The sequence below is a fragment of the Brevirhabdus sp. genome, from assembly GCF_052826345.1.
Window position 1 is genome coordinate 26609 of sequence record NZ_JBRBUA010000054.1, and the last position, 25345, is coordinate 51953.

The 25345-nt window shown below is 66.7% G+C and carries 23 protein-coding genes and 1 pseudogene; 11 read left to right on the forward strand and 13 right to left on the reverse strand.

What is annotated here, in order from left to right; genetic code table 11:
• Positions 1-33: 33 nt before the first annotated feature.
• Positions 34-1089, reverse strand: a complete 1056-nt coding sequence (locus ACU0BR_RS06480; RefSeq protein ID WP_446156032.1) for an ABC transporter substrate-binding protein — start codon at positions 1087-1089, stop codon at positions 34-36.
• Between the two features lie 137 nt (positions 1090-1226).
• Here ACU0BR_RS06480 and ACU0BR_RS06485 point away from each other — a divergent pair, with 137 nt between their 5' ends.
• The 9 genes from ACU0BR_RS06485 to ACU0BR_RS06525 all read left to right on the forward strand — a co-directional run bounded on the left by ACU0BR_RS06485 (position 1227) and on the right by ACU0BR_RS06525 (position 10666).
• Complete coding sequence (locus tag ACU0BR_RS06485; RefSeq protein WP_446156033.1) at positions 1227-1838, forward strand: TetR/AcrR family transcriptional regulator; 612 nt, start codon at positions 1227-1229, stop codon at positions 1836-1838.
• 165 nt (positions 1839-2003) lie between these two features.
• Positions 2004-3011 (forward strand): ABC transporter ATP-binding protein, encoded by a 1008-nt coding sequence (locus ACU0BR_RS06490; RefSeq protein WP_446156034.1) that lies wholly within the window; start codon positions 2004-2006, stop codon positions 3009-3011.
• Positions 3008-4150, forward strand: coding sequence for an ABC transporter ATP-binding protein (locus tag ACU0BR_RS06495; RefSeq protein ID WP_446156035.1), 1143 nt, complete (start codon positions 3008-3010; stop codon positions 4148-4150). The genes ACU0BR_RS06490 and ACU0BR_RS06495 overlap by 4 nt, the downstream gene beginning before the upstream one ends.
• 3 nt (positions 4151-4153) lie before the next feature.
• Positions 4154-5668, forward strand: a complete 1515-nt coding sequence (locus tag ACU0BR_RS06500; protein WP_446156036.1) for an ABC transporter substrate-binding protein — start codon at positions 4154-4156, stop codon at positions 5666-5668.
• A gap of 58 nt (positions 5669-5726) precedes the next feature.
• Positions 5727-6671, forward strand: coding sequence for an ABC transporter permease (locus ACU0BR_RS06505; protein ID WP_446156037.1), 945 nt, complete (start codon positions 5727-5729; stop codon positions 6669-6671).
• Complete coding sequence (locus ACU0BR_RS06510) at positions 6671-7570, forward strand: ABC transporter permease (protein WP_446156038.1); 900 nt, start codon at positions 6671-6673, stop codon at positions 7568-7570. Before ACU0BR_RS06505 ends, ACU0BR_RS06510 begins: the two co-directional genes overlap by 1 nt.
• Positions 7571-7585: 15 nt before the next feature.
• A complete protein-coding gene (locus tag ACU0BR_RS06515; RefSeq protein ID WP_446156039.1) occupies positions 7586-9376 on the forward strand; it encodes a gamma-glutamyltransferase family protein in 1791 nt (596 codons plus the stop codon).
• A 3-nt stretch (positions 9377-9379) separates the two neighbouring features.
• Positions 9380-10144 (forward strand): DUF1028 domain-containing protein, encoded by a 765-nt coding sequence (locus ACU0BR_RS06520; protein ID WP_446156040.1) that lies wholly within the window; start codon positions 9380-9382, stop codon positions 10142-10144.
• A gap of 141 nt (positions 10145-10285) precedes the next feature.
• Complete coding sequence (locus tag ACU0BR_RS06525) at positions 10286-10666, forward strand: VOC family protein (protein ID WP_446156041.1); 381 nt, start codon at positions 10286-10288, stop codon at positions 10664-10666.
• Between the two features lie 12 nt (positions 10667-10678).
• Here ACU0BR_RS06525 and ACU0BR_RS06530 read toward each other — a convergent pair whose 3' ends face one another.
• From ACU0BR_RS06530 to ACU0BR_RS06560, 7 genes are all read right to left on the reverse strand, one after another.
• Positions 10679-13183 carry a cation:proton antiporter gene (locus tag ACU0BR_RS06530; RefSeq protein WP_446156042.1) on the reverse strand — a complete coding sequence of 835 codons (2505 nt, stop codon included), beginning with the start codon at positions 13181-13183 and terminating at the stop codon, positions 10679-10681.
• A 147-nt stretch (positions 13184-13330) separates the two neighbouring features.
• Positions 13331-13852 (reverse strand): hypothetical protein, encoded by a 522-nt coding sequence (locus tag ACU0BR_RS06535; protein ID WP_446156043.1) that lies wholly within the window; start codon positions 13850-13852, stop codon positions 13331-13333.
• Complete coding sequence (locus ACU0BR_RS06540; protein ID WP_446156044.1) at positions 13849-15696, reverse strand: glycoside hydrolase family 15 protein; 1848 nt, start codon at positions 15694-15696, stop codon at positions 13849-13851. The genes ACU0BR_RS06535 and ACU0BR_RS06540 overlap by 4 nt, the downstream gene beginning before the upstream one ends.
• Positions 15693-17357 (reverse strand): GMC family oxidoreductase, encoded by a 1665-nt coding sequence (locus ACU0BR_RS06545; protein ID WP_446156045.1) that lies wholly within the window; start codon positions 17355-17357, stop codon positions 15693-15695. The genes ACU0BR_RS06540 and ACU0BR_RS06545 overlap by 4 nt, the downstream gene beginning before the upstream one ends.
• Position 17358: 1 nt before the next feature.
• The gene (locus ACU0BR_RS06550; RefSeq protein ID WP_446156046.1) at positions 17359-17991 is read right to left on the reverse strand and encodes a gluconate 2-dehydrogenase subunit 3 family protein; all 633 of its coding nucleotides are present in this window, start codon (positions 17989-17991) and stop codon (positions 17359-17361) included.
• The gene (locus ACU0BR_RS06555; protein ID WP_446156047.1) at positions 17981-18934 is read right to left on the reverse strand and encodes a hypothetical protein; all 954 of its coding nucleotides are present in this window, start codon (positions 18932-18934) and stop codon (positions 17981-17983) included. Before ACU0BR_RS06555 ends, ACU0BR_RS06550 begins: the two co-directional genes overlap by 11 nt.
• Entirely contained in the window at positions 18931-19941 is a 1011-nt protein-coding gene (locus tag ACU0BR_RS06560; protein ID WP_446156048.1) for an SDR family oxidoreductase, read from the reverse strand. The genes ACU0BR_RS06555 and ACU0BR_RS06560 overlap by 4 nt, the downstream gene beginning before the upstream one ends.
• Positions 19942-20130: 189 nt before the next feature.
• On the opposite strand from ACU0BR_RS06560, the gene ACU0BR_RS06565 reads away from it, so the two are divergent.
• Positions 20131-20502: a sensory rhodopsin transducer gene (locus ACU0BR_RS06565; RefSeq protein ID WP_446156049.1), complete on the forward strand. Its 372-nt coding sequence runs from the start codon at positions 20131-20133 to the stop codon at positions 20500-20502.
• A gap of 48 nt (positions 20503-20550) precedes the next feature.
• On the opposite strand, the gene ACU0BR_RS06570 is transcribed toward ACU0BR_RS06565, so the two are convergent.
• From ACU0BR_RS06570 to ACU0BR_RS06590, 5 genes are all read right to left on the reverse strand, one after another.
• Positions 20551-21642, reverse strand: a complete 1092-nt coding sequence (locus ACU0BR_RS06570; RefSeq protein ID WP_446156050.1) for an enolase C-terminal domain-like protein — start codon at positions 21640-21642, stop codon at positions 20551-20553.
• Between the two features lie 102 nt (positions 21643-21744).
• A complete protein-coding gene (locus tag ACU0BR_RS06575; RefSeq protein ID WP_446156051.1) occupies positions 21745-23511 on the reverse strand; it encodes a thiamine pyrophosphate-requiring protein in 1767 nt (588 codons plus the stop codon).
• 148 nt (positions 23512-23659) lie between these two features.
• Positions 23660-23863 (reverse strand): hypothetical protein, encoded by a 204-nt coding sequence (locus tag ACU0BR_RS06580; RefSeq protein ID WP_446156052.1) that lies wholly within the window; start codon positions 23861-23863, stop codon positions 23660-23662.
• Positions 23864-23943: 80 nt separating this feature from the next.
• Positions 23944-24315, reverse strand: coding sequence for a hypothetical protein (locus tag ACU0BR_RS06585; RefSeq protein ID WP_446156053.1), 372 nt, complete (start codon positions 24313-24315; stop codon positions 23944-23946).
• Positions 24316-24370: 55 nt separating this feature from the next.
• Positions 24371-25042: an AbiJ-related protein gene (locus ACU0BR_RS06590; protein ID WP_446156054.1), complete on the reverse strand. Its 672-nt coding sequence runs from the start codon at positions 25040-25042 to the stop codon at positions 24371-24373.
• A 61-nt stretch (positions 25043-25103) separates the two neighbouring features.
• On the opposite strand from ACU0BR_RS06590, the pseudogene ACU0BR_RS06595 reads away from it, so the two are divergent.
• A pseudogene (locus ACU0BR_RS06595) lies at positions 25104-25345 on the forward strand (transposase); the annotation flags it as partial.

Genomic DNA, 25345 nt, shown 5'->3' on the forward strand with positions numbered 1-25345 from the left:
GCAGGAGAGTTTGTAGAAGGGTTGGACAAGGGATCAGTGCGCCTTCAATGTCTGGCGGTAGCCCGACTTGACCAGATCGCCCATCAACGAGCAGTCGATGCCTTTCGATGCGTCGATTTCGGTCTTCATCAGGCCCAGCTTGATCCACCATTTGTTGATGTCCGAGATCACGCGCGGCATGGCGCCGTTTTCGATGCCGAAGGGCGGCTCGCCTTCCAGCACACCGCACATCCGCGCGGATTCGTCGAAATCGAACATGTAGATGCCGCCGTCGAAGCTCTTGCCGTTGGTGCCGACAACGAACTGCACGTCCTCGACCGGCCATTGGAAGAAGTCCGCGAGCATCTGGTTGGCTTCCTCGGTGTTCTGGTTCCAGTAGCCGAGCCCGTCCCAGCGCGCCTTGAGCACCGCCAGCGCCGCCTCGCGCTTGTCGGCGATGAACTTGGTGTTCATGTAAAGCCCGTCGTTGAAGATCCCGGTCTCCAGCACCTTCGGGTCGGAGGTGTCGATGACGCTCTTGGCGCCGGGCAGGGCCTGCAACACCTTGGAAATCCAGGGCTCGTACATATAGGCGGCCGAGAGGTCGCCCGACAGCATGGGGCCGACCGCCTCATCCGCGTTCAGGTTCACCCATGTCACGTCGTCGACGGGCACGCCCTCGCGATCGAGGTACAGACCCATCAGCAATTGGCCGATGTAGGCCTGCGGCGCCGAAACCTTGCGCCCCTTGAGGTCGGCAGGCGCGGTGTCGGGCGCCAGGATCACATGGTCCACACCGTAGGAGGGGTTCATGAAGGCCACGTTCACGACGTCGGTGCCGCGTTCCACCACCAGCGGAACATAGTCGATCGTGCAGCCGTAGGCGTCGATCTGGCCCGCCGCCAGCGCGGCATGGCCGCCGAGGGGATCTTCGAAAATGGTGAAATTCAGGTCGTAGTCCTCGATGAGGCCTTTTTCCTGCGCGAGCTTCAGCATGCCATAGCCCGGCCAGGATACACAGATACCGACATTGATCGTTTGTGCCGCCGCGGCGGGCAGGGTTGCCAGCGCCACAAGGCCCGTCGCTGCCGCCATGAGTATTTTACGCATCGTCATCTCCCATCCATTTTTATGAACTTTGGATCAAGCGTTGCCCGGAATAAAACTTTATGCAACTAAAACTTTTACTATGGAAAAATATTTTTCCGCCGCGCATACTCGGCATTCAATAAAGACGGGAGCCACGCGTGTCCGGGTTGAGAGAGCGGCAAAAAGCAGATCGGCGCAGCCGCATACTCGAGGCCGCGCGCGCGGCCTTCGGCGAATCGGGGTATGAAAAAAGCACGATCGAGGCGATTGCCGAAACCGCCGGGGTCTCGGGCGTCACGGTGCACAATTACTATGGCACCAAGTCCGGCATCCTCCTGGCGCTGGTCACGGAAAGCGATCGCCGTCTGCTGGATCTGATCGCCGATGAATTTGCGGAATATGACGGGGGGCTTCATGCACTCGTATTGCGCTTCGCGGCCGTTATCCGCGCCCATGCCCTTTCGCACCTGACCCGCGCGCTGTGGCGGCAGGTTATCGCGGCTTCGGTGATCGAAGCGGATTCACCCTTCGGGAAAGCCTATCATGCGCTGGATCAGCAATTGGCGCTGGCGCTGGGCCACCAGATAGAGCGGTTGCAGGACCGCGGTGCGCTCGCGCGCGAGGTAAGCGCATTCGACATGGGCAAGGCCCTGTTCCATTTGCAGAACACGCGCTTCATCCAGTTTGTTTCTGTCTCCGAGTTGACCAACGAGGATGTGGAATCCAAGCTGAACGCGGATCTTGAGGCGCTGCTTTCGCCTCGCATCTGACGACCGCCAACCGGGACGATCGATCGAGGATCGACACGCAACGGCACCCTGCTCGCCCATGTCGGGGGGGGCGGTTTTCGGCGCAGTGTTAACAATTGACATGGCAGACGTGCTGCCCGCATGGTTTGGTCAACAACGAGGCGGCTCAACAGAGAAGACCCGGATTTGACTTCATCCACCCGACCTGATGACGCCGCCTTGCTGGCGGTCAGCGATTTCAGTCTGCGGTTCCGCGGCGCGCCGATGGACCTGATCAGCGGTGTGTCCTTCTCGGTCAATTCGGGCCAGACATTGTGCATTGTCGGCGAATCGGGCTGCGGCAAAAGCGTGACGTCGCTGGCGGTGATGGGCCTGCTGCCGCCGGGGGCCGCCGATATCCGCAGCGGCACGATGCGCTTCGAAGGGCGCACGCACGAGTTGTCGGACACCCGCGCGATGCGCGGGCTGCGCGGCAGCCGGATGACGATGATCTTTCAGGAACCCATGACGTCGCTGAACCCGGTGTTCCGCATCGGCGACCAGATCGCCGAAGCCGTGCAATGCCACAGCGATAGCACCCGCCAGCAAAGCGAAGAGCGCGCCGTGGCGATGCTGGGCCGGGTGGGCATTCCCGACCCGGAAAAGCGGATGCGCGAATATCCGCACCAGCTGTCCGGCGGGATGCGGCAACGGGTGATGATCGCCATGGCGCTGGTCAACGATCCGGCGCTGCTGATCGCGGATGAACCCACGACCGCGCTCGACGTGACGATCCAGGCGCAGATCCTCGACCTGATCCGCGATCTTCAGGCGGAAACGGGAATGGGCACGATCATGATCACGCACGATCTGGGCGTCGTCGCCGAAATCGCCGACAGCGTGGCGGTGATGTATGCGGGCACCATCGTGGAATCCGGGCCCGCCGACCGCATCTTCGACGACCCGCAGCATCCCTATACCATCGGGCTGATGTCCTCGATCCCGCGTCTGACGGGGCCGCGCGAACGGCTGGCGACAGTCCCCGGCATGGTGCCCAACGCCGAGACGATGCCGCAGGGCTGCCGGTTTTCCACCCGCTGCCCCTTTGCGCGCCCGATCTGCGCCAAGACGCCGCCCGCGGTCGACTTCGGCGGGGGGCATCGCGCGCTGTGTCATTTCGCACCGCTGGAAACCGGGTTGAGGGCGGCGGGATGAGCGACATGGCAATCCTTACCGCCCGGAGCCTGAAGAAATACTTCAAGAGCGGCGGTGGCGTCCTTGGCGACCATTCGGTGATCAGGGCCGTCGACGACGTGTCGCTGGATATCCGCGAGGGCGAGACCTTCGCGATCGTGGGGGAATCGGGCTGCGGGAAATCGACGCTCGCTCGGTTGCTGATGCGCCTGCTGAGCCCGACCGACGGCAGCGTGATCTTTGCCGGGCAGGATATCGGCACGCTGAAGGGGCGGGAGCTGACCGCGCTGCGCCGGGACATGCAGTTCATCTTTCAGGACCCGTTCTCCTCGCTCAATCCGCGGATGAGCGTGGGCCGCCTGATCGGTGAACCGCTGGAGACGCATTTCCCGCAGATGACCGCAGCGGAGCGGCGCGGCAAGGTCGCGGAACTGCTGGGGCAGGTCGGGCTGCGGGCGGAACATGCGGGGCGCTATCCGCATGAGTTTTCCGGCGGTCAGCGGCAACGGATCGGGATCGCGCGGGCGCTGGCGTCGGCGCCGCGGCTGGTGATCGGGGATGAGCCGGTCTCGGCGCTGGATGTGTCGGTGCAGGCGCAGGTGATCAACCTGCTGGGCGATCTGCGCGACGCGCTGGGCCTGACGCTGGTGATCATCGCGCATGATCTGGCCGTCATCCGCCACATGAGCGACCGCGTCGCCGTGATGTATCTGGGCCAGATCGTCGAGCAGGGCCCGGTGGAGACCATATTCGACGCGCCGCGCCACCCCTACACGCGTGCCCTGCTGTCGGCGATCCCGGTGGCGGAACCGGGACGCCAGCGCAACCCGATCGCCCTGACGGGCGAGATGCCGAGCCCCGCGAACCCGCCCAAGGGCTGTCGGTTTCACACCCGCTGTCCCTTTGTGCAGGCGCGCTGCCGCACCGAAACGCCCGCCCTGCGCCCCACCGGCGCGGCGGGTCCGCAGATGGCCGCGTGCCATTTCTTTGAGGACATTGCCAGCGCCCATCCCGATGCGGTTCTGGCCGACGGCAAGCCGCGCTCGGCGGCGGTGCAGACCCGGTTTGCCATGTATCACGACGCGATGAAGGGGCTGGAACAACACCCCGTCGCCAAAAGCAAAAACCAAGAAAACGTCTCGAACCAACAAGGAGAGTAAGCCATGAAACTGATGGAAATGACCCTCGCCGCGGCCCTTCTGGGGGCGACGACGCTGGGCGCGCAGGCGGCGGACCTGCGGATTGCGCTGCAATCCGACGCCGATGTGCTGGACCCGGACCAGTCGCGCACCTTTGTGGGGCGCATCGTCTATGCCTCGCTTTGCGACAAGCTGGTCGACATCACCCCCGATCTCGAGATCATCCCGCAGCTGGCGACGGAATGGAGCTTTTCCGACGACGGCAAGCAGATGACGATGAAGCTGCGCGAGGGCGTCACATTCCACGACGGCACGCCCTTCAACGCCGAGGCGGTGGCTGCCAACATCAAACGCAGCCAGACGCTGGACGAATCGCGCCGCAAGTCGGAGCTGGCCTCGATCACCGGCACCGAGGTGCTGGGCGAATATGAGATCCGCATGGATCTGAAGGACGCCGACGCCACGCTGCTGGCGCAGCTTGCCGACCGCGCGGGGATGATGATCTCGCCCGCGGCGGCCGACAAGGCGGGTGCGGATTTCGGCCTGAACCCGGTCTGTTCCGGCCCGTTCAAGTTCAAGGAGCGCGTGGCGCAGGATCGCATCGTGCTGGAGAAATTCGCCGATTACTACGATGCGGACAAATACCACTTCGACACGGTGACCTTCCTGCCGATCCCCGACACGACCGTGCGTCTGGCCAACCTGCAATCGGGTGATATCGACATTCTGGAACGACTGGCCGCCACCGATCTGGCGCAGGCCAAGGCCGACCCGAACATCCAGGTCGAAAGCGCAGTATCGCTGGGCTATCAGGGCATCACCTTCAACGTGGGCAACGGCGACAAGGCGGATAATCCCTGGGGCAAGGACAAGCGGCTGCGCCAGGCGCTGAGCTATGCGATCGACCGTGAGGCGATCAACCAGGTGGTGTTCGAAGGCGCCTTTGCCGCCGGCAATCAGCCCTTCCCGCCGAATTCACCGTGGTATGACAAGGAATTCGCGGTGCCCAAGCGCGATGTCGCAAAGGCCAAGGCCCTGCTGGCCGAAGCGGGCTTTCCCGACGGCATCGACCTAGAGGTGCAGGTGCCCAACACGACCGTGCCGTTGCAGCTGATGCAGGTGGTTCAGTCGATGGCCGCCGAGGCCGGGATCCGCATCTCGCTGACGTCCAAGGAATTCGCGACGCTGCTGTCGGATCAGTCTGCGGGCGATTATCAGGCCAGCCAGATCGGCTGGTCGGGCCGGGTCGATCCCGATGGCAACATCCATCAGTTCATGACCACCGATGGCGGCATCAACGATTCCAAGTTCTCGAACCCCGAGGTGGACAAGCTGCTGAACGCGGCGCGCAGGTCCAACGACCAGGCCGAGCGCAAGAAAAGCTATGACGCCGCGCGCAAGATCCTAAACGAGGAGCTGCCGATCGTCTATCTGTACCACCAGACCTGGATCTGGGCGCTGAACAAGTCGATCAAGGGGTTCGTGCCCTACCCCGACGGCATGATCCGTCTGGAAGGCGTGACCAAGGAAGCAAGCTGATCGCTTTTGCGCGCCGCCGGCCCCGGTCGGCGGCGCCTCCCACTTGAAAGAATTTTTCATGCTGAGCTTCATCGCGCGACGTCTGGTGATCGCGATCCCGACCATCATCCTGATCTCGGTCTTCGTGTTCACGCTGCAAAAGCTGCTGCCCGGCGATCCGGTGCTGGCAATGGCGGGCGAGGAACGCGACCCGCAGGTGCTGGAATTCCTGCGCGAGAAATACCGGCTGAACGATCCCATTCCGATCCAGTACCTGACCTGGGTGGGCAATGCGCTGATCGGCGATCTGGGCATTTCGCTCAGGACCAATCAGCCGGTGCTGGAACTGATCGGGGAAAAGCTGCCGGTGACGATCCAGCTGGCGGTGATGGCGATGCTGTTCGCCTTGGTGATCGGCATTCCCGCGGGCATCCTGTCGGCGGTGAAAAAGGGGACGGTGACTGACTATGTGGCCAATGTGGTGGCGCTGTCGGGACTGTCCATTCCCAATTTCTGGCTGGGCATCATGCTGATCCTGCTGGTGTCGGTGAAATGGCAGCTGCTGCCGGCGTCGGGCTATGTGCCGCTGTCCGAAGATCCCGCACGGTCGATCATGGTGATGATCATGCCGGCCTTCGTGCTGGGCACGGCGCTGGCGGCGACGTTGATGCGCCACACCCGTTCGGCGATGCTGACCGTGCTGACGTCGGATTACGTGCGCACCGCGCGCGCCAAGGGGCTGGTGGAACGCCGGGTGATCCTGAAACACGCGTTCCGCAATGCGCTTACGCCCATCGTCACGCTGACCGCGCTGCTGTTCGGCGAACTGATCGCGGGCGCGGTGCTGACCGAGCAGATCTTCACCATTCCGGGCTTCGGCAAGCTGGTGGTCGATGCCGTGTTCAACCGCGATTACGCCGTGGTGCAGGGCATCGTGCTGGTGACGGCGGTGGGCTTCATCTTCATGAACCTGCTGGCCGATGTGGCCTATGTGCTGCTGAACCCGCGCCTGAGGAAACAGTGATGGCCCAATCCGCGACCCCCATCACCATCGACGCCCAAAGCGCGACCGATCCGGTGCTGTCCGCCCGGCCCGAAAACCGCGTATGGAAGAAATTCCGCAATCACCGCAGCGCCATGCTGGGCGGGCTGCTGGTGGCGTTCTTCGTGATTATCGCCGCCGCGGCACCGATCCTGCCGATCCCCGATCCCGCCGCGACCGATTGGGGCGCGGTGCGCAAGGCGCCCTCGGCCGCGCATTGGCTGGGCACGGACGAGATCGGCCGCGACGTGCTGGCGCGCATGATCTGGGGCGCGCAGGCGTCCTTGCTGGCGGGGGTGGTGTCGGTCGCCATCGCGGTCAGCATTGGCGTGCCGCTGGGCATTCTGGCGGGCTATTTCGGCGGCTGGACCGATGCGGTGATTTCCCGCTGCACCGAGGCGTTTCTGGCCGCGCCCTTCCTGATCCTGGCGATCGCGCTGGCGGCGTTTCTGGGGCCCAGCCTGACCAATGCGATGATCGCCATCGGCATTTCCGCCACGCCCATATTCGTGCGGCTGACGCGCGGGCAGGTGCTGTCGGTCGCCGCCGAGGATTACGTCGACAGCGCCCGCGCGATCGGCCTGTCGACGCCGCGGATCCTGGCGCGCTACATCTTTCCCAACGTGCTGCCGCCGGTTCTGGTGCAGGCCACGCTGACCATCGCCACCGCCATCATCGCCGAGGCCTCGCTGTCGTTCCTGGGGCTGGGCCAGCAGCCGCCCGCGCCGTCCTGGGGATCGATGCTGAACACGGCAAAGAATTTCCTGAATCAGGCGCCCTGGATGGCGCTTTGGCCCGGCATCGCGATCTTTCTGGTCGTGCTGGGCTTCAATCTTTTGGGCGACGGGCTGCGCGATGCGCTGGACCCGCGCGAACAGTAACCTCACGGAGATCTCATGACCGATTTCACCACCCGCCCGGAGATACGCGGAACCTTCGGTGTCGTCGCCACCACGCATTGGATCGCCTCGGCGGTCGGGTTCGGGGTGCTGGAGCGCGGCGGCAACGCCTTTGACGCGGCCGTGGCGGCGGGCTTCGCGCTCCAGATCGTGGAGCCGCACCTCAACGGACCCGCCGGCGATCTGCCGGTGATCTTTCACAGCGCCGACAGCGGCAAGACGCAAGTCATCTGCGCGCAGGGCGTCGCGCCCGCCGGTGCCACGATCGAACACTACAAGGCACAGGGGCTGACGCTGATCCCGGGCTCGGGGCTTTTGGCAACGGTGGTGCCCGGCGCCTTCGACGGCTGGCTGCTGATGCTGCGCGACCATGGCACGATGAGCTTGCGCGAGGTGATGCAGCCCGCGATCGACTACGCGCGCGACGGCCATCCGATGCTGCCGCGCGTGGCGAACACCATCGCCGACCTGGCCGGGTATTTCGCCGAGCAATGGCCCACATCCGCCGAGGTCTGGACGCCGGGCGGCGCGGCGCCCGAGGCCCACGCGCTGTTTTGCAACCCGGCCCTCGCGGCCACATATGAGCGTCTGGTCAGCGAAGGCGAAGCCGCGGGCGCCGACCGCGTGGCCCAGATCGACGCGGCCCGCCGCAGCTGGTCCGACGGCTTCGTCGCGCAGGCGATCGAGGATTACCTCAAGGACGCCGAGGTGCATGACGTGTCGGAGCAGAAGCACGCGGGCGTGCTGGCGCGCTCTGACATGGCGGGGTGGTCGGCCAGCTATGAGGACACGCTCAGCTACGACTACCACGGCTGGACGGTGCACAAGACCGCGCCCTGGTCGCAGGGGCCGGTGCTGTTGCAGGCCCTGGCGATCCTCAAGCATTTCGACCTGGCGTCGATGGACCCGATGGGTGCCGATTTCGTGCATACGGTGATCGAGGCGATGAAGCTCGCCTTTGCCGACCGCGAGGCCTATTACGGCGATCCCGCGCACAGTCAGATCCCGATCGCGCATCTGCTTTCGGATGCCTACAACGCCGAACGCGCGAAGCTGATCGGCGCATCCGCATCGGTGGAACAACGCCCCGGCCGGGTGCCGGGGCAAGAGCATCTGGCGGATGCCTACATCCGCCGCGCCGGGCAGGATTTCGGCGTGACCGAGGCGGCGCCGCAGGAACCCACGATGGCGCATCTGACCGAAAAGCGCGGCGATACGGTGCATCTCGATATCATCGACCGTTGGGGCAACGCCGTTGCGGCAACGCCCTCCGGGGGATGGCTGCAAAGCAATCCCGTGGTGCCGGGACTGGGCTTTCCGCTGAATTCGCGTGCCCAGATGTTCTGGCTGCAAGAAGGTCTGCCGACCTCGCTCGCACCGGGGCGCAGGCCGCGTACGACGCTGACCCCCAGCATCGCGGAAAAGGACGGCGCGCGGCTCGTCTTCGGCACGCCGGGCGGCGACCAGCAGGACCAGTGGCAGCTGGTCTGGTTCCTGCGTTTCGTGCATCACGGGCTGGATCTGCAACAGGGCATGGATGCGCCCCTGTTCCATTCGCTGCATTTTCAGGGCAGCTTCTTTCCGCGAAAGGCAAACCCGGGCGAGATGATGATCGAACCTTCCGTCGGCGAGGAGGTGATCGCGGAGCTGCGCGCGCGCGGTCACAAGGTCACCGTGGCGGAGCCCTGGTCGGTCGGGCGGCTGACGGCGGCGTTGCGCCATGCCGACGGGCGGCTTCAGGCGGCGGCGACCCCGCGCCTGATGCAGGCCTATGCGGTGGGGCGCTAGATCATGACCTATTCGCTGATCGCACGCGACGACCGGACCGGGGAAATCGGCATCGCCGTGGCCAGCCGCTTTTTCGCATGTGGCGCGGCGGTGCCCTATGTCGGGCGTCGCGTCGCGGTGGCCACGCAATCCTTCGTCAACCCGTTGTGGGGCACCGAAGGCCGCGCGCGGCTGGAGGCGGGCGAGACCGCCGAGGAGCTTCTGGCCGAATTCGCCGGTCGCGACGCGGGCGCACCGAGCCGCCAGTGCCACATGATGGACAGCGCGGGCAATTTCGCCGCCTTCACCGGCGCGGATTGTGTCGATTGGGCGGGGCACCGGACCGGGCGGCTGCATTCGGTGGCGGGCAACATGCTGACGGGCCCCGAGGTCGTGGCCGAGACCTTCGACGCGTTTGACGCCTTCGGGGCAGACAGCGACCTGCCGCTGGCGCAGCGCATGCTCGCCGCGATGGAGGCGGGCGAACGCGCGGGCGGTGACAAGCGCGGGCGGCAGGCGGCGGGGCTCGTGATCCACCGGGGCGAAGATCACGCCTTTCTTGACATCCGCGCCGACGATCACGCCGATCCGCTGGCCGAGTTGGCCCGTCTGCTGGACGTCGCCGGGGAGCGTTACCTGCATGTGGCCAACGCGATGCCGACGCGCGCCAATTTCTCGGGCACTCCCGACCGCGCCCCGATCGACGCCGCCATCGCCGAGGCCGAGCGCAACCGTCGTGCCGAGGGCCGCGCCAGCCGGTCCCTGGCGACGGACAGCACGGCGAAGTAACGCGCGGCAGGATGCGACCTGCTGCACCGCCGGGCTATTGGCGGGGCGTCGGGGCGGTTTCAAATGTCGGTCGATGCGGGTTATCTTGTTTGCAGGCGGGCGGCGGCCCCCATCAACGCGCCGTCAACGACAGGGGTGACCATGCGGATCGAACGACTGGACCATGTGAATCTGCGCACGACGCAGCTTGCGGCAATGATCGCCTGGTATGAAGAGGTGCTGGAACTGCACGTCGGCCCACGCCCCGATTTTCCGTTTCCCGGCGCCTGGCTCTATGCGGGCGACGTGGCCGTGATCCATCTGGTGGAGATCGACGGCAAACCGCTGGTCGGGTCCGAAGCGGGGCTGAAACTGGAACATTTCGCCTTTAGCGCCCGCGGCGCGGCGGCGCTGGAATCGCGCCTGCTGACGCGCAAGGCGGCCTTCCGGCGGAGCGTCAACGAGCAGACCGGCATCGCCGCTTTCAACCTGTGGGACCCCGACGGCAACCACATCCACGTCGATTTTCCGCTCGAGGAGTAGCGCCAGGCCGCCCTAGCCCGCACCGGGCAGCAGGCTCGACGGATCGATTCCGCGTTTTTCGGCGCTGGCACGGACGGCCTCGCGCAGCGCCCTGCTGCGGTCGAGCAGCCTGCGGAATCGTTCCTCGTCAAGCACCAGCAGCGTGGTGGGGGCGATCGCGTTCGCTTCGGCGCGGGGTGATTTTCTCATCAGAACCGCCATCTGGCCGAACATCTCGCCGCGCCCCAGCCGCCAGGTCTGGCCCGCGCTCCTCAGCTCCACCGCGCCCGAGGCGATGAAAAAGACGCTTTTCGTGGCGCTGTCCTTGCGGATGACAACGTCGCCCGCGTTGACGTAGCGCGGCTCCAGCGCGCGGCCCAGGCGTTTCAACGCGCGATCGTCGAATTCGCTGAACAACGGGAATTGACGGACGAGCGCCGTCCTTTGTAGCGCGATATCGAGGCGCGGGCGCGTTTCCGCGGCGGCGCGGCGCGCGGAAAGATCCTCCATCAGCGCGGTGTAGACCTCTGCGCCGATCAGCCCGTCCTCGCGCATCATCATGTATTCGCGCTCCTCCAGCCGCAGCGCCGTGCGCCGGATGAAGCGCCGCTCCAGCCGTTCGGCATAGCCGGGATATTGCAGCCGCAGCCCCTCCAGCGCGGTTTCCACCGCTTCGATCCGGCGCGACAGAAGCTCGTCCAGCAGATCGGCCACGCGGCGCCCGTGAATGCGTCGGATGCGCCCGTCGATAAAGCCGCCCAGATCGCGCAGGATCAGCCGCTGCGACAGCAGCAGCTCGAACCGGTCCGCCGTCATCCTGGCCAGCGGCGCGGCCAGGCCGAGCCTGCCGTTCAGCATGACGGCGGTTCGGAAGGCCGACCCGTAGGCGACGCTGCGCCGCGCCGCGCGCTGATAGCCGCTGCGGCCCTGCGAATGCGCCCCTTCGATCAGCCGGTCGGCGTCGGGCAGGATCTTTTCGGCCATGCGCGCCGATATCGTACGTTCGCGCACCCGGTTGAGAATCGCGTCGCGCTCATGACCCGCCAGCACGATCAGCCCCAGTGCGATCCGGTCGCGATCGAGGATGTCGGCGCTGTCTTCGGCGGCCCTCACCGCGTCGTCCAGCCGCTCGCCGAAGCGTTTGGCCTCGGACCGGATGATGTCGTGGCTCAGGTCGTAGTTTTCGGTGGTGCGCGCGATATCCTCGCGCACGGTCTGAAGCGCCACCGCGACGACTTGCCGCGACAGGGCCTCGTCGATGGGCGACAGCCGGTCGAGGCCCAGCCGACCGATGATCCATCGCAACGTGGTGCCCTGCACGATCAGCGTGAAAAGCGTGAAGCCCGTGGCGAGGATGCCCACCACGCGCTGGATGCCGTCCGGCACCCGGAAACTCTCGGTGACCGCCAGTGCCAGCGCCAGCGTCACCGCCCCGCGCAGCCCGCCCCACAGGATCGCGACGCGGTAGGGCCGCTCGACCGCGGGCGACAGCTTGAGCCGTGTCAGAAGCGGCAGCAGACCGAACAGGATCATCGCCCGCGCCGCGACCGCCGCGAGGATCACCACGCCGACCAGCAGGAAATCGTCAAGCCTGACCTCTTGCAACAGGCGGGGGATCAACAGCGCGGCGAGGATGAAGATCAGCGCCCCGGCCCAATGCGCCAGCACGTCCCAAAGCTCCCGCAGGTTGGCCCAGGCCTGCGGCGGCAGCCGTCCGGGCGCGGCCAGGTTGAGCGTCAGTCCCGCCGCGACCACGGCGATCACGCCCGACGCCCCGATGCTTTGTTCCGCTCCGATGTAGACAAGATAGGGCAGCGCGACCGACACCGAGATCTGCGCCAGCTCATGGCGGCTGAACAGCGCCATGACCCAGACGGCGATCCGCGCCGCCAGCCATCCGGTGAAGGCGCCGCCGAAGATCAGCATCGGAAACCGGGCGAGCGCCGCGCCAAGCTCGGGGTCGGGCATTCCCAGCATGACGAAGCCCATGAACAGGCCGAAAAGCGCGATGGCGGCGGCGTCGTTGAGCAGGCTTTCGCCCTCGATGATGCGGGCAAGCCGACGCGGCGCGGAGATGGAGCGAAAGATGGAGACCACCGCCGAAGGGTCGGTCGTCGAGACGATCGCGCCGATCAGCAGACAGGCGGCCAGCGGCAGTGCGCTGGACCAGGCGAGGGCGTATCCGACGCTGAGCGTCGCCACCACCACCGCCACCACCGCCAGCACCAGGATCGGCACCCAGTCATCCAGCATCCGGCGCAGGTTCATGCCCAGCGTCGCCTGAAACAGCAATGTCGGCAGAAACACGTAGAGGAAGACGTTGGAGCGGATCGGCAACTCGAGGATCGCTTCGGCCACGGGGTTCAGCGCATCGGTCAGCGAGGTGCGCAGGAAAAAGGTCGCGCCCAGGCCGATCATCACGCCCAGAACCGCCAGTATCACGCTGTAGGGCAGCCGCAGCCGTGCGGCCAGCGGCTCGGCCGCGCCGATCACGAGGAACAGCGACGCGATGATCGTGGTGATGACGATGATATCCATATGCGACGCATAGCAGATGGAATTTGCGCTGCACGCGGCATTTTGCGCCCGGCAGCCATGCAGATCCGCCATCGCGCGCCTGTCGCCCCGTTCCGGGCAAGAGCAGGTGCCCCAGCCCGCAACCCGCCCTTGTCGCGCCCCTCCGGGCTATGAGGCGATGGCCAGCCCGTAGCCCAGCCCCAGCACGATTCCGTAAAGCGTCTGTGCCGCGACCGTTATTATCGGCGTGGCGCGGCCGTAGTTCAGGCCGAACGCGCCCGGCGGCTCGACAAGGCCCAGATCGTTCATGCCGCCGTAGTCGCTGGCCACGCGCGGGTGGACATAGGGCAGGGTGCTCATGAACACGGTAATCAGAAACGCCCCGTGCGCAAGCCCCGTCAGCAGCCCGACGCCGGTGAGCGACCAGAGTCCGAGCCCGGCAAAGCTGCCCAGGATCAGCGCGTAGAGGAATGCGAAGATCCAGCCGCCCAGCAGATAGGCGACGTATCCCGCGATGATGGCGCGTCGCCGGTCGTCCGTCACGAAGGTGCCGAAGAGGAACGGCAGGCTCATGCGGGAAATCCCGCCAAGCTGGGCGCCTTCCATCAACGTCGCCATGCCGACGCTCGCGATCAGACCCCATAATGCCCAGGCGGGCCAGTTGTTCAGGGCAAGTTCAAGGGCTGTCATCGGCTTTCCTTTCGCGCGGCACGGGCATCGCTGACGGCCAGCAGCGCCCCGACCAGCCCCGCGTGGGAAAAACCCTGCGGGAAGTTTCCGAGCTGCGCGCCCGTCTCCGGGTCCAGCTCCTCGGACATGAGCGACAGGTCGTTCGCGCGGTCGAGAAGGGCCGCAATCCGCGCCTCGGCCGCGTCGATATCGCCCCTGCGCGCCAGATAGTCCGCGGCCCAGAAGCCGCAGGCGGTGAACGTCCCCTCGGTCGATGGCATGCCGTCCACCCCGTCGGCGTAGCGCCGCATCTGCGCGCCATGGCCCAGCTGTCGCTCGATCGCCTCATAGGTGGCGATCATGCGCGGATCGTTGGCATCGATGAAGCCCAGACGCGGCATCAGCAGCAGGCTCGCGTCCAGCCAATCCTGTCCGTAGGCCCCGCTGAACGCGCCCAGCCGGGGGTTCCAGGCGCGTGCCAGGATGTTCTCGCGGATCGCGTCGCGCTCCTGCACATGCTGCGCGGGGTCGTCGGTCAAGGAGCCGCTGCGGCACAGCTCGCAGAACGCATCCAGCGCCGCCCAGCACATCACCTTGGAATAGGTGTTGTGGCAGCGGGGGCCGGGCATTTCCCACAGGCCGTCGTCGGGCAGCGACCACTCGCGCGCCGCGGTATCGGCATAGCCTTTCAGTCGACGCGCCTCGGATCGCGACAGCGTGCCGCCGTGTTTCGCGAAAGTCCGCGCCGCTCCGACGATGGAGCCGTAGGCGTCGAGCTGAAGCTGCGGCTGCGCGGCATTTCCCCGGTGTACCGGGCCGGAGCCTCGATATCCCTCCAGCGACTGGATCTTGTGTTGCGTGATGTCGACGCGGCCGAACACGGTATAGAACGTGTTGAGCCGGGGCGAGGTCAGCTGCGTCGCGTAAAGCAGCCAGCGCAGGAAGGCCGCGCCCTCGTCCATGCAGCCGACCGCGACGAAGGCGTTCAGCATGAACGACGCATCGCGCAGCCAGCAAAAGCGGTAATCCCAGTTCCGCCCCCCGCCGATCGCTTCGGGCAGGGATGTGGTGGCCGCCGCCAGCACCGCCCCCGACATGCTGAAGGTCAGCAGGCGAAGCGTCACCACCGACCGGATCAGCGCCGCGCGGAACGGGCCGTCGTAGTCGATCTGATCCACGAAATCGCCCCACCATTCCAGCGTCGCCGCAAGCTCTCGGCGGGATGCGGCGCCCATCGGGGGCACCACACCGGGCGCGCCCTGGCAATACGACAGGCAGAAATGGCGCGTCTCGCCCTTTCGCAGACGTTCCTGCCCGGTCAGCGTGCCCTGTCCCGAAGGCGCCAGCGCGACGTCCGATTGCAGCAGCATCCAGTCGCGCCCGTCGGCCACCCGCCATGCGCCGCCCTTGAGGCCGACGATATCGGGCACCTGCGCGCCATAGCCCGGACGCGGCGAAAAGCTGACGGCGACGCGCGGGCTTCCCTCCAGCGCTTCGACCAGACGCAGCACCCTGCGCGTCGGGCCGAGCCCGCGGGTGCCGTGCAGCCCCATCGGCATGAAATCGGTGACTTGCAGGACGCCGTCGTCGCTGCTCACGCGGGTGCGCAGCACGGCGGAATGACCGATATAGCAACGCTCGATCCGGTCCGGTGCGGGGGCGCCGACGAAAAAACGTCCGCCGCGCTCGCTGTCGAGCAGCGCGGCGAACCACGCGGCATTGTCGAAATTCGGCAGGCACAGCCAGTCCAGCGCGCCGTCGCGCGCGATCAGCGCGCCGGTCATCGTGTCGCCGATCAGAGCGTAGTCGCCGATCGGCGCATAGCCGCGATCGCGCAGGGGCAGGGTCGCGCCGGGCGCTGTCACAGCTCGCCCCTGCGGCCCATTTCGACCATCCGGTCCCCGATCCGCGCGGAATTGGCCACGATGGTCAGCGCCGGGTTCACCCCGCCCGCGGTCGGCATGAGAGAGCCGTCGCAGATCCACAGATTGGGAATGTCCCAGGTGCGCCCATCGGAATCCGTCACCGACTCCTCGCGGTTGCTGCCCATTCGGCAGCCCCCCATCAGATGCGCGGTGCTGGCGGTTTCCAGCAGGTCGTGCCCGCCCGCGGCTTCCAGCATCTGCTTCATGAACCGCAGCGAATGCTTGTAGAGCCGCTTGTCGTTGTCGCAATAGCCGAAGGTGACCCGGGCACGCGGGATGCCGAATTCGTCCTGCTCGTCGCTCAGCGTCACGCGGTTGCGCGCCTGCGGCATGGTCTCGCCCACGATCTTGAGCCCGGCCATGCGGTTATAACGCGCCATCCGCTCGCGCAGCTCCATCCCGAACGCCCCGGTCGAGGTGACGAGCGTGCCCGCGAAATCGCCCGGCAGCGGACCCTGGCTCATGAAGGAATAGCCGCCGTGGAAATCGCGCGAGGGATCATCGTCATCGTAGTTCCAATGTTCGCAGCAGGCCATCGAGGGCGGCCCCTTGTACCAGCGGATCTCCTCGTCCATCTCGGCCCAGACAGCATGGTTGGAATGGACCATGAGATAGCGTCCGACCTGGTCGGAATTGTTGGCCAGCCCGTTCGGATGCGCCTTGCAGGCGGAATTCAACAGCAGCCGGGGTGTCTCGATCGAATAGCCCGCGACGATGACGTTCCGGGCCTTCTGGAAATGGCGCCCGCCGTCGCGGTGAAATTCCACCCCCGCGACGCGGCCGTCGGCGCCGGTCTCGATGCGCGCGACCATGGCGAGGTCGCGGATCTCGGCCCCGGCGGCCAGCGCGCGGGGGATGTAGGTGACCAGCATGGATTGCTTGGCGTTGGTCGAACAGCCGATCTTGCACATGCCGCGATAGACGCAGGGCGGCGACTTACCGCGCGGGGCGGAAACGGTTGCCAGCGGCGTGGGCGACCAGGGCACGCCCAGCGCCTCGGCGCCGCGCGCGAGCACCAGCCCGGCCGCGTTGACCTCATGCGCGCGGTAGGGATAGCGGCCGCGCCGCGGCCCCCAAGGGTAGTTGATCGGCCCCGAGATCGCCATCGCGCGCTCGGCCTCGGCGTAGTAGCGCCACATCTCGCGCCAATCGACCGGCCAATCCACCGCATAGCCCAGCTTGCTGCGCGATTTGAACCAGTCCGGCCGGAAGCGCAGCGAGACCATCTGGAAATGCGTGGTGGAGCCGCCGACCGCACGGCCCGAGTTGTTGGCGCCGAGTTCCAGCGGGTCATCCCCGCCGGAAATCCGCGGGTCCAGCCAGTAGAGCTTGTCCTGCTCCCGCTCGTCCGAGGCGAAATCCGACAGCGGCCGCCAGAACGGTCCGGCGTCGAACACGACGACCGAATGGCCCGCCTCGGCCAGCTTCATCGCCAGCACCGAACCGCCGCAGCCCGCGCCCACGATGGCAAAATCGACCTCCTCGTTCAGGCTGTGCTGGCGCATCGGAACCCAGCCGTCGCGGCTGAACACGTCGGGCGCGCGGCCGTCCACGGCGCGGGGGCGGTCTTCGGCCCCATGCGATGCTCGTCCTATGCTCATCTCATGTCTCCTGCGGGCTGTCCGGCCAATTTCCGTAGGGGGCTTCCCAGCGGTCGATGCGGTCGGCGCCGAGCCGCACATAGCCGCGCGGCGAGGCCGGGCCACCGTAGCCGATTTCGCTCATGCCCTGGGGCTGGCTGTAATAGATCGACACGATCGTCTTGAGGACGGTATCGCGCAGGAACCGCTGCGCGGGCAGGCCATCCCATGCGGCCTTGTCGGTCAGGTCGCCGTCGTCGACGGCCTTCAGGATGGCGTCGGCCGCCGGGCCGTCCAGGTCGGCAAAACCGCATCCGTGCCGTGCCTGCGCCTCCGCATCGAGCGCGGCCAGCCCCTGACGCCAGGCCGCCGCGGGGGGGGGCATGTCGGCGCGCCGGGTGCCGGTGCCCCGGTTGTGGTAAAGATCGGTGTCGATGAAGGGGGCGATGGCGACCGGCTCCTCCCGTTCGGGTTGCGGGATGACGCGGGCGCAGAGCGCCTCCAGCACGCGCCATTCGGCCTGCGTGAAAAACCGTCTCGGGGGCGGTGTCATCCGGTCGCGCAGCACCTGCCGCGTCTGGTCGTTGAAGGAGGGCGTGTCCCATTTCCCGAGGACATCATACCCGCGATAGGGGGCCGAGAATTCATCGCTCATTGCAGTTCTCCGCATCGCTGAGCAGATCGAGCGCTGCAAGCCCTGCCAGCCCCAGCCCGGCAAAGCTGATCGGCGCGGGCGTCGGCGGCCCGGTCAGCACGTTCTGGCGCCAGTTCGACCAGCCGCCCATGTTGCGCCCGACGCCGTAGATGTGAAAGCCCGTCCCCACGAGACCCAGGACGCTGACGCTGTTGAGAAGCGCCCGCGTGGCCCGCCTCTTGCGCGCCTCAGGGCGCAGCGCCAGGTGCAGCAGCGCGAGCGCCGCCGCCGGGGGCACGGTGACGGGCAGGACCATGGCCGGGTTGTGAAACGCACCGCGGAAATGCAGCAGCGCGACCTCGGCCGTCTCGCCCAGCAGGGAAAGCCCGGCCAGCCCGGCCAGCGCGCGCCCGTTGCGCTGGCTGTCATCGGGCCGCATCGCGATCAGCTCGGTCGCAAGCCCCAGCAAGCCCGCCACCGTCAGCGCCCCCGGCGCGCCGATCGGGGCCGCGTAGAAGAGGTTGTTCCAGCTGATCCCGCCCGGCCGCTTGGTGATATTGTAAAAGTGGAAGCCCAGCCCCAGCAGCCCGGTGACGAAGCTGGCCGCATGGGCGGCGCGGGCGCCGTTTTCGCGCGGGCCCGTTCCCGGTTCCGCCAGAGACGCGGCCACGGAAATCGCGGCGAGGCTGGGGGCGATATACATGGCGCGGTTGTGAAACCCGCCGCGCAGATGTTCCATTGCGCTGTCCAGCAGAACCGAGGCGCCGAGGATCGCGGCGCCGTCGCGGGTGCGCCGGATGCTCTTTTGATGCGCGCTTGCCCGGTGCCGCCCCCGCAGCGCGCGCCCGACCAGCGCGGGCACGACCAGCCCGACGCCCAGCCCGACGATCACCCGGCCCAGCCCGATGTGGTTGCGGCGCGCGTGTTCCGCCGGGGGGACGTCGTGACGGTCCGAAACGCTCATCTCGACCGCCGACGATTGCCATGCCGCGCCCGCTGCAGCAGCGCGCCCGCCATCAAGCCCAGCAGACCCAGCCCGCCCGCGACCACCAGCGCATCGCGGTGCTCTGTCGCCCAGATGGCGGGCGAACGCTCCGTCGCCTGACCGTCGAAGCGGCCATGCGCACCGGGGTCGCCCTCGACGGTCTCGTACAGGTTGTCGGGCCGGTCCGGCAGCCTCTCGTCGGTCAACTGCCCCTCGAAGGCCGTACGCGCGACATAGCGGTCGCCGATGCCCGGCGCGATCTTTTCGCTCATGATCGCCTTGAAGGAGGAAAACCCCAGCCAGTATTCGCGCCGTGGCTTGTGCGCGGCATGCCAGATCGCATCGGCGATCGCCTCTGGCTGGAAAATCGGTGGCACCGGCATCTGCCGATAGCCCATCTTGTTGCGCGCCCAGCCGAATTGCGGGGTGTTGACGCCAGGCAGCTGCACCGCCGTCACCTTCACGTTGGACTGATCGTGGATCAATTCGGTCCGCAGGCTGTCGGTGAACCCGACGACGGCGCTTTTCGCCGCGCAATAAGCCGATTGAAGCGGGATGGATCGGTAGGCCAGCGCCGAGCAGACCTGCACGATCACGCCGCGGTCGCGCACGCTCATCCGTTTGAGCGCGGCAAGCGTGCCGTGCACCGTGCCGAGGTAGGTCACCTCGGTCACGCGGCGATATTCGTCGGGCTGCATGTCGCCCGCACGGGCCAGCACCGTGACCATGGCGACGTTGATCCAGATGTCGATGGGTCCGAAGGCGGCTTCGGTCCGCGCGGCCGCGTCCTCGACGGCGGCGGCGTCGGCGACATCCAGCGGCAGGACAAGGGCCTCGCCCCCGGCCCGCCGAACCTCCTCTGCCGCGACTTCCAGACGTTCGCGGTTTCGTGCGATCAGTGCGATCCTCGTGCCGGGGCCTGCAAAGCGGCGGACGGTCGCGCGACCTACCCCCGCCGATGCCCCGCTGATAACGACCGTGGACATGAATTGGCCCCCGCAGTTCTCGTTCAGCCGACGGCCACATGTGCCGTCCTGCTTCTTCAACGATCTTCCCGCCGGGCCGTTCCAAGGAAATTCGGATGACCCCGGCTTTTGGCCTGGATTTTCCGCTCGCCCGGGAACCTTGGGGCGGGCCTTGGGGTAGTGTTCACGAGGCTTCGACAGGAGGACAGCATGGACGATCTGGGCAAAACCCGCTGGGTGTTCGTCGACGGGTACATCCCGGCCTGGAGCAACGGCCCCGGCCCCGAGATGGTCAGCCACGAAGCGATCTGCGTCCTGAACGCCGGGGGGCAGGTCGCGAAGGTCGAACTGACGGTGTTTTTCGCCGATCGCGATCCCGTCGGCCCCTATAGGCTGGACGTTCCGGCGCGGCGGACGCTGCACCAGCGGCTGAACGAATTGACTGACCCCGCGCCGATCCCCCCGAACCTGAGCTACGCCTGCGTTCTGACGTCTGACCGGCCGGTGGTCGTGCAGCACACCAGGCTGGACTCGCGTCAGGCGGAAAACGCGATCTTCAGCACCATCGCCTATTCGGGGTGATTTCCGGCCCGCCGCCCGCCGCCCGCCGCGAGGCGGCGGCGCGTCCCGTCAGATCGCGACGCGGAAGGTGTCGGCGTCGGCCTGCTTGAGCGTCAGCCCCAGCCCGGGTGCGCCGTTGGCGGCGATGCGCCCGCCCGAGGGCTGCGGCGCGCCGTCGAAAAGCATGTGCTCGATCCTGACGTGGTCGTGAAACCATTCCAGATGCACCGCCTTCTGCGCCGCGAGGCAGGGGTGAATATGGATGGCGGGGGCGCAATGGGCCGAAAGCGGCGTCTCATGCGCTTCGCAGAGCCCGGCGGCCGCCATGAACCCGGTGATCCCGGCGCAGCGGGTGGCATCGACCTGCAACACGTCTACCGCGCCCGCCGCCAGCATGTCGCGGAAATAGCGCGTATCGAAGCCGTATTCCCCTGCCGTGATATCCATGCCCGCAGGTCCCCGATCGCGCAGGAGGCGCAGACCGTCCAGATCATTGGACGATACCGGCTCCTCCAGCCAGACGACGCCACATGCCGCGGCCTTATCGGCAAAGGCGAGCGCGCGCTTGCGCGAAAGCGCGCCGTTCAGATCGGTGAAAAGCTGCACCTCGGGACCGATAGCCGCGCGCGCGCGGCGCATTCGGCCCCCGTCGGCCTGCGGATCGCGGCCGACCTTCATCTTGACCATGGTGAACCCCTCGGCCGCCCAGCCGCCCAGCTGGCTTTCCAGTCGCGCGTCGTCGTAGGAGGTGAAGCCGCCCGAGCCGTAGACCGCCAGCCCGTCCCGCGCGCGGCCCAGCAGCCGGGCCAGCGGGACCCCCAGGAGCTTGGATTTCAGATCCCACAGCGCCACGTCGACGGCGGAAATCGCCATCGAGGTGATCCCCGGCCGCCCCAGATTGCGCGTCGCGTGGATCATCGCGTGCCAGATGGCGGGAATATCCATCGCGTCGCGGCCCACCACCTGGGTCTGCAACACCGACGCGATGAACCGACCGGCCGAGATATCGGCATAGGTATACCCCAGCCCCGTCCTGCCCCCGGCGGTCAGGGTGACGAGCACCATCGTGGTCGCGTCCCACTGCAGCGTGCCGTCGCTTTCCGGCGCATCCGTGGGGACGGTATAGGCGGCGACCTCGAGCGCTTCGATTTTCGCATCCATGTTCTGAACCTCCTGTCCATGAGCGCACGCCCGGGGGAGAGGGCGACATCGTCGCCGCCTGCCGGGCGACAGGCCGCAACGCCGGGGACGCGCGCCGCGCTCTCAGGCCGTCAGCCGCTTGAAGGTCTGCCACAGGATGCCGACCTCATCCGGGTCGCCCTTGGTCAGCGCCTTGGCGTAGCTTTTGGCCTGCGAAAGCGTGATGTGAGGCGGCAGGGTGGGCACGTCGGGGTCGACATGGGCGTCGATCACCACCGGCCGGTCGGCGGCGAATGCCTGATCCCAGGCGGGGCCGACATCCTCGGGCCGCTCCACGCGCAGGCCCATGAGGCCGAGCGATTCCGCATAGCCCGCATAATCGAACCGCGGCACGTCCTGCGTCTTGGGGACATCGGGGCTGGAGGACATGGCGCGCAGCTCCCAGGTGACCTGGTTGAGATCATTGTTGTTCAGCACCGCGATCACCAGCCGGGGGTCGGACCATTCCTTCCAGAACTTGGCGACGGTGATGAGCGCGTTGAGCCCCAGCATCTGCATCGCCCCGTCCCCCACGAAGCCCACCGCGACGCGGTCGGGGTAGCAGAACTTGGCCGCCGTCGAATAGGGCACGCCCGGGCACATGGTGGCCAGCGTGCCAGACAGCGACGCCTTCATGCCGGAGCGGATCTTGATGGCGCGCGCGAACCAGTTCGCCGAAGAACCCGAATCCGCCGAGATGATCGCGTTGTCGGGCAGGCGCGAGGATGCTTCCCAGAACAGCAGCTCCGGGTTGACGGGGTCGGCCTCCTTCATCGTACGGGCTTCGGCGCCTTCCCACCATTTGGTGACGCGGGCCTCGATGTCGTCGCGCCACGAGGTATCCTCGCGCGCCTTGAGGTGCGGGACCAACGCGCGCAGCGTCGCCGCCGCATCGCCCACCAGGTTGACCTCCATCGGGTAGCGGATCGATTCCATCGCCGGGTCGAGGTCGATCTGCACCGCACGCGCCTTGCCCTCCTTCGGCAGGAATTCCGAATAGGGGAAACGCGATCCGATCATGAGGAAGGTGTCGCAATGGCGCATCATCCAATCCGACGGCTCGGTGCCCAGCAGGCCGATCTGCCCGGTGACGAACGGCAGATCGTCGGGCAGGACCGCCTTGCCCAGCAACGCCTTGGCCACGCCCGCGCCCAGCAGATCGGCGACCTCGGTCAGCTCCTGCGCGGCGCCGAGGGCGCCGGCACCGGCCAGAATGGCCACCTTCTTGCCTGCGTTCAGAACCTCGGCGGCGCGGGTCAGGTCCGCCTGTTCGGGCACCACGCGCGGCGCGGAAAAGCCGATGCCCGAGTGGACCGTGCCATGCGCGTGGGGCGGCTTTTCGACCGCCTTTTCCTCCTGCACGTCATTGGGAAAGATCAGGGTGGTCACGGTCCGCTTCGACATGGCGATCCGCATTCCGCGGTCGATCAGATGGCGGGCCTGGGCGGGCGCCATGCAGGTCTGCACATAGTCGCGCGCCACATCCTTGAACAGCGTCTGAAGATCGACCTCCTGCTGGTAATTGCCACCGATCGCGGCGCGCGCCTGCTGGCCCACGATGGCCAGAACCGGCTGGTGGTCCAGCTTGGCGTCGTAAAGACCGTTCAGAAGGTGGATCGCACCGGGCCCGGAGGTGGCGAGACAGACGCCCACCTCGCCGGTCCATTTGGCATGGGCGCAGGCCATGAAGGCCGCTTCTTCCTCGTGCCGCGTCTGAACGAAATCGATCCGGTCATCGCGCCCCAGCGCCGCGACGAGCCCGCCGATCCCATCACCGGGAAACCCGTAGATTCGCCGCACACCCCATTCGTGAAGCCGTGCGAGAATGAAATCACCAACAGTATCCGCCATCTCGGTACTCCTAACGCGTTCAACAAGACACGGGAATCAACAGGCCAGCGAAGTGAAGGTTCCGAAGGGCAAACGCCGCGAGGGCGATCCGCTTGTACACCTTGATAAAAGCGAGGGTCGCGAGGGCCGCGCGCTGCGGCGGCGCGTTTTACCGATCAAGCGGGCCGGAGGAGCAGGGCGCCGACACCGGACGAGCACGGCAGCGCCCCCGCACGGTCGCGTTAAATTGAACGCGGCCCAGCAGGCGGAAGCCGACCCCGGCCGGCAGGAAGGCCAGCCCGAACACGGCAAGGACAGGGGCGGAGAGCATTCCGAACCGCCCCCGGTCGCTGGCGGCCTTCACGATGCCCATGGCTGTCTCCCCTGTCGGAACGGCGGGCGTCAAAGGCCGACCGGCGGCCGCGGCCCCCGACGCCGAGGTCAAATCAGCGGTCACAACGACCGGCTGAAGCCGGTGTCCTTCTCGGCCCGTTCCCACAGCCTGACCATGACCGGCTTGTCATGGGCATAGGGCTCCGGCGTGCCACGGCCGACCGGACCCACCCATTCCATTCGCCCTACGGGGCCATAGAGCGCGCGTCCGGCAAGGCCGTGCTCGGTGGTGCACATCACCTCCGGGTAGGCGCCTTTCTCGGCCGATAGAACTATCGGCGACAGCGACATCAGCCCGAACATGATCCGGCTGCCCCAGCCGCCGCTGGTGCTGATGAGCGAGGTGCGCGCCGCGCCGGGGTGGCAGACATAGACCGCGACGTTCTTGCCCGACGCCGCCACCCGGTCCTGAAGCGCATAGACGAACATCATCTGCGCCAGCTTGCTCTGGCTGTAGACGGGTTGGCGCTATAGCCCTGTTCCTAGTTCATGTCGTCGAAACGGATGGTGCGCAGACGCATCTTGTAGCCGAGGCTCGCCACGACCCCGATCCGGCCCCCGATTCCTCGATGCGGTCGAACAGCATCCCGCAGAGGGTGAAGTGGCCGTAGTGGTTGGTGCCGATGGGATGCAGAACCTCGCAGATGAACTTCAGGATGATGTCCTGCTCGGCAGCATAGAGACGGAAGCGCGGGCCGCTATAAACCCCATCCTGTGGCCAGTCGAAGTTGTTGATGCAGTGCTGCCAGATGTCCTGCTCGGCGTTCTGGAACCGGCTGTCATGAGAGGGCAGGGAGATCAGATCAAAGATCCGGCTGAGAAAGGCAATTTCATCCAAGGCGCCGTGCCAGACAGTCTCCCTAGCGCACATCTCGTCGAGGATGGCGGCGCGTGTCCGTTCGCGGATCATCCCGTCGGACAGACGCCGCCCCGGCGGGGGCGCGCGCATCGGCGAGATCTCCGCGCTCACCCAGTATCCATTGTCCTTGCCTGTGACGAGTTCGAGGTTCTTCGAGATGATCCCGGCGATCTCATCCCGGATGTCTTCGATCGACACGAAAACGCTGACTGGGACGCGAAGAAAGACGGTCCAGAGTTCGGTGCTGCCATCCCAATTGTCGTAGCCGACCTCGTCGATCTCGATGTCTGCCTGGCTCATGGCGCGGAGAGCATCGTGTTCGCCCTTCTGGCGAAGGAGCTCCGCCACGGTGGGCAGGCTGCAGCATGAGAGCCGCTGGTCGGCGATCCTGTCGATTTCGTCGAATATTGGCTGTGCGCCGTAGACGCTGAGCGAATGGGTTAAGAAGGCCGAGGTGGATCGTGGCGACCGAACCGGGATCACGACCGAGATGGCCGAGAAGATGAAGGCGCTGGAACGCGAGAACCGCGAGCTGAAGCAGGCCAATGAGATCCTGCGAAAGGCGTCTGCATATTTTGCTCAGGCGGAGCTCGACCGCCGGTC